This window comes from Cellulomonas biazotea (genome assembly GCF_004306155.1).
Taxonomy (GTDB): domain Bacteria; phylum Actinomycetota; class Actinomycetes; order Actinomycetales; family Cellulomonadaceae; genus Cellulomonas; species Cellulomonas biazotea.
The window spans coordinates 1-3732 of the sequence record NZ_BIMR01000145.1; the positions used below are offsets into that span (position 1 = coordinate 1).

2 protein-coding genes and 1 pseudogene are annotated in these 3732 nt (G+C 74.0%); 2 read left to right on the forward strand and 1 reads right to left on the reverse strand.

Annotation, left to right across the window (positions count from 1 at the left end):
* Positions 1-149 precede the first annotated feature (149 nt).
* A complete protein-coding gene (locus tag CBZ_RS10560; protein ID WP_130781520.1) occupies positions 150-1172 on the forward strand; it encodes a S66 family peptidase in 1023 nt (340 codons plus the stop codon).
* Between the two features lie 105 nt (positions 1173-1277).
* Here the strand turns inward: CBZ_RS10560 and groL are convergent, their stop codons facing one another.
* Complete coding sequence (groL, locus tag CBZ_RS10565; RefSeq protein WP_130781521.1) at positions 1278-2903, reverse strand: chaperonin GroEL; 1626 nt, start codon at positions 2901-2903, stop codon at positions 1278-1280.
* 314 nt (positions 2904-3217) lie between these two features.
* On the opposite strand from groL, the pseudogene CBZ_RS10570 reads away from it, so the two are divergent.
* A pseudogene (locus CBZ_RS10570) lies at positions 3218-3732 on the forward strand (hypothetical protein); the annotation flags it as partial.

Below are 3732 nucleotides of genomic sequence, written 5' to 3' on the forward strand. Positions count from 1 at the left end.
CGCCGCCGACCCGCGCAGGACCACGTCCCCGCAGGTCGCCGCGCACTCGCCCACCCCGCCCGCGATCGCCGAGCCCCGCCCCCGGCGCACCCGCCCGCGGCCGCCGTGCGCCGTACCCGGCGCACGACCCCGGCTGGCACACTCACGGGGTGGTCCGCTACCCCCGCCCGCTCGTCCCCGGCGACGTCGTCGCCGTGCCCGCCCCGTCCGCAGGCGTCGAGGAGCGGCACCGCGCGCGGCTCGACGTCGCGGTCGCCGCGGTCCGCTCCCACGGCTGGGGCGTCCGCCTCGGCGCGCTCGTCGACGGCACCGGCATCGCGAGCGGCCCGCCCGCCGACCGTGCGCGCGAGCTCACCGCGTTCCTCACCGACCCCGACGTGCGCGCCGTCGTCCCGCCGTGGGGCGGCGAGATCGCCCTCGACCTACTGCCGCTGCTGGACTGGGACGCCCTCGCCGCCGACCCGACGTGGTTCGTCGGCTTCTCCGACATCTCCACGCTGCTGCTGCCGCTGACCCTGCGCACCGGGGTCGCGACCTTGCACGGGCAGAACCTCATGGACACCCCGTACCGCGTCCCGGCCCCGCTCGTGCCGTGGACCGACGTCGTGACGACCGCGCCGGGCGCGACGATCACGCAGGGCGCCGCCGAGCGGTACCGCGCGCAGGGGTTCGACGACTACGCGCAGCACCCTGACGTCGACGCGTTCACGCTCGACACCCCGGGCGGGTGGACCCGGGTCGACGACGACGACCCGGTCGAGGTGTCGGGGCGGCTCGTCGGCGGGTGCCTGGAGACCGTGTCCCACCTGGCCGGCACGCCGTACGGCGACGTCGCCGCGTTCGCCGACGCGCACGCGCCCGAGGGCCTCGTCGTGTACCTGGAGTCGGCGGGCGGGGACTCCGCGGACGTGACGCGGCGCCTGCTCGCGCTGCGGTACGCCGGCTGGTTCGAGCGGGCCACCGCCGTCCTGCTGGGCCGCACGCGCGGTGCCGAGCACCCGGGCTGGACGCACCACGACGCCGCCCGGCACGCGCTCGGCGACCTCGGCGTCCCGGTCCTGGTCGACGTCGACTGCGGGCACGTCCCGCCGCACCTGGCGCTCGTCAACGGCGCCCTGGCGACCGTCCGGCACGACGCGGGCGGCTCGACGCTCACGCAGCGCCTGGTCTGACGGCGCGGGACGCGACGAGGGGCCGGCCACCCGCAGGTGACCGGCCCCTCGTGCCGTGCTGGTTCGTGCCGGTACGGCCGTCAGGCCGCGCGACTTACAGCGGGATCAGAAACCGCCGCCGAAGTCGTCGCCACCGCCGGCCGGGAGGGCCGGAGCCTTCTCGGGCTTGTCGGCCACGACGGCCTCGGTGGTGAGGAACAGCGCCGCGATGGACGCGGCGTTCTGCAGGGCGGAGCGCGTGACCTTGACCGGGTCGTTGACGCCCGCGGCCAGCAGGTCCTCGTACACGTTGGTCGCGGCGTTCAGGCCGTGACCCGTCGGGAGGTTGCGGACCTTCTCGGCCACGACGCCACCCTCGAGACCGGCGTTGACCGCGATCTGCTTGAGCGGTGCCTCGATCGCGAGCTTGACGATCGCGGCACCGGTGGCCTCGTCGCCCTCGAGCTCGAGCTTCTCGAACGCGAGCGCGCCGGCCTGGATGAGGGCCACGCCACCACCGGCGACGATGCCCTCCTCGACGGCCGCCTTGGCGTTGCGCACGGCGTCCTCGATGCGGTGCTTGCGCTCCTTGAGCTCGACCTCGGTGGCCGCGCCCGCCTTGATGACGGCGACGCCGCCGGCGAGCTTCGCGAGGCGCTCCTGGAGCTTCTCGCGGTCGTAGTCCGAGTCGGAGTTCTCGATCTCGGCGCGGATCTGGTTGACGCGGCCGGCGATCTGGCCGGCGTCGCCCGCACCCTCGACGATCGTGGTCTCGTCCTTCGTCACGACGATCTTGCGCGCCGTGCCGAGGACCTCGAGGCCCACCGTGTCGAGCTTGAGACCGACGGTCTCGGAGACGACCTGGCCGCCGGTGAGGATGGCCATGTCCTGCAGCATCGCCTTGCGGCGGTCGCCGAAGCCCGGCGCCTTGACGGCGATGGACTTGAACGTGCCCTTGAGCTTGTTCACGACGAGCGTGGCCAGGGCCTCGCCCTCGATGTCCTCGGCGACGATGAACAGCGGCTTGCCGGACTGGATGACCTTCTCCAGCAGCGGCAGCAGGTCCTTGACGTTCGAGATCTTCGACTCGACGAGCAGGACGAACGCGTCCTCCAGGACGGCCTCCTGACGCTCGGGGTCGGTCACGAAGTACGCCGACAGGAAGCCCTTGTCGAAGCGCATGCCCTCGGTGAGCTCGAGCTCGAGGCCCAGCGCGGACGACTCCTCGACCGTGATGACACCCTCCTTGCCCACCTTGTCGAGGGCCTCGGCGATGAGCTCGCCGATCGCGGTGTCACCGGCCGAGATGGCGGCCGTGGCGGCGATCTCCTCCTTGGTCTCGACCTCCTTGGCCTGCGCGAGGAGCTGCGTCGTGACGGCCTCGACGGCCTTCTCGATGCCCTTCTTCAGCGCGATCGGGTTCGCACCCGCGGCCACGTTGCGCAGGCCCTCGCGGACGAGCGCCTGGGCGAGGACGGTCGCCGTCGTCGTGCCGTCACCGGCGACGTCGTCGGTCTTCTTGGCGACCTCCTTGACGAGCTCCGCGCCGATCTTCTCGAACGGGTCGTCGAGGTCGATCTCCTTGGCGATGGAGACACCGTCGTTGGTGATCGTGGGGGCGCCCCACTTCTTGTCCAGGACGACGTTGCGGCCCTTCGGGCCGAGGGTGACCTTGACGGTGTCGGCGAGGACGTTGAGTCCCCGCTCGATGCCGCGCCGGGCCTCCTCGTTGAAGGCAATGATCTTGGCCATGGGGCTGTGATCCTTCACTCGGTTGCGTGGTGGCCGCTGGGTGCCCGCGACGGACGGGACGCCGCGCGCGGTCCTGTCCCGCGCCACGACGGCCCTCACCGGGCGGCCGATGCTTCTGTCACTCTCTACCCGAGAGTGCTAAGTCCAATGGTTAGCACTCGACCCCTGCGAGTGCAAGGCGCGTTCGCCCAGGGACGAGCCCCGACGGCCGTCCCGCGGGGCCTGTGGACGGGTCGGTGCCGCTCGTGGTCGCGCCTGCGCGCCGGGGAAGTTGGACGCGGGTCTAGTGTGCGCGTGTGCGAGGTCACGGTGCCGTGGTCGACGAGGTCGTCGACGACGCCGCCGTGCGCGCGCCCGGCCGGAGCGCGACCCGGCACCACGGGCCCGTCGCACGTCCGGCTCCCCGTGCCCTCCCCGGGCAGGACGCCACGGAGGCCCCCGCGACGACGTCCGCGCACCGCGACGCTCCCGTGCGCACGGCCGGTGCGCGCCGCGGCCGGGTCGCCACCGCCCGCCCGGTCACCGCCGTGCTCGGTGCGCTCGCCGTCGCCACGGTCCTGGTGGCGCAGCTCCCGCCCGCCGGGCACCCGACCCCCCCGACACCGCCCGCGGCCGCGGTCGTCGGCCCGCCCGCTGCGTACGCGCGGATCGCGCTGTACCAGGAGGGCGTCGCGCTGCTGCCCGACGGCACGCGCGACGAGATCCCCGCGGGCACCGACCCGACGTTCCTCGCGGGCACGCGCGTGCTCGACCCCGCGGCCCGCACGATGGCCCGGGCGGTCGCGGGGACGACGGTCGCGGCGGGTGCGGCCACGGTGCCGCCCGGCTC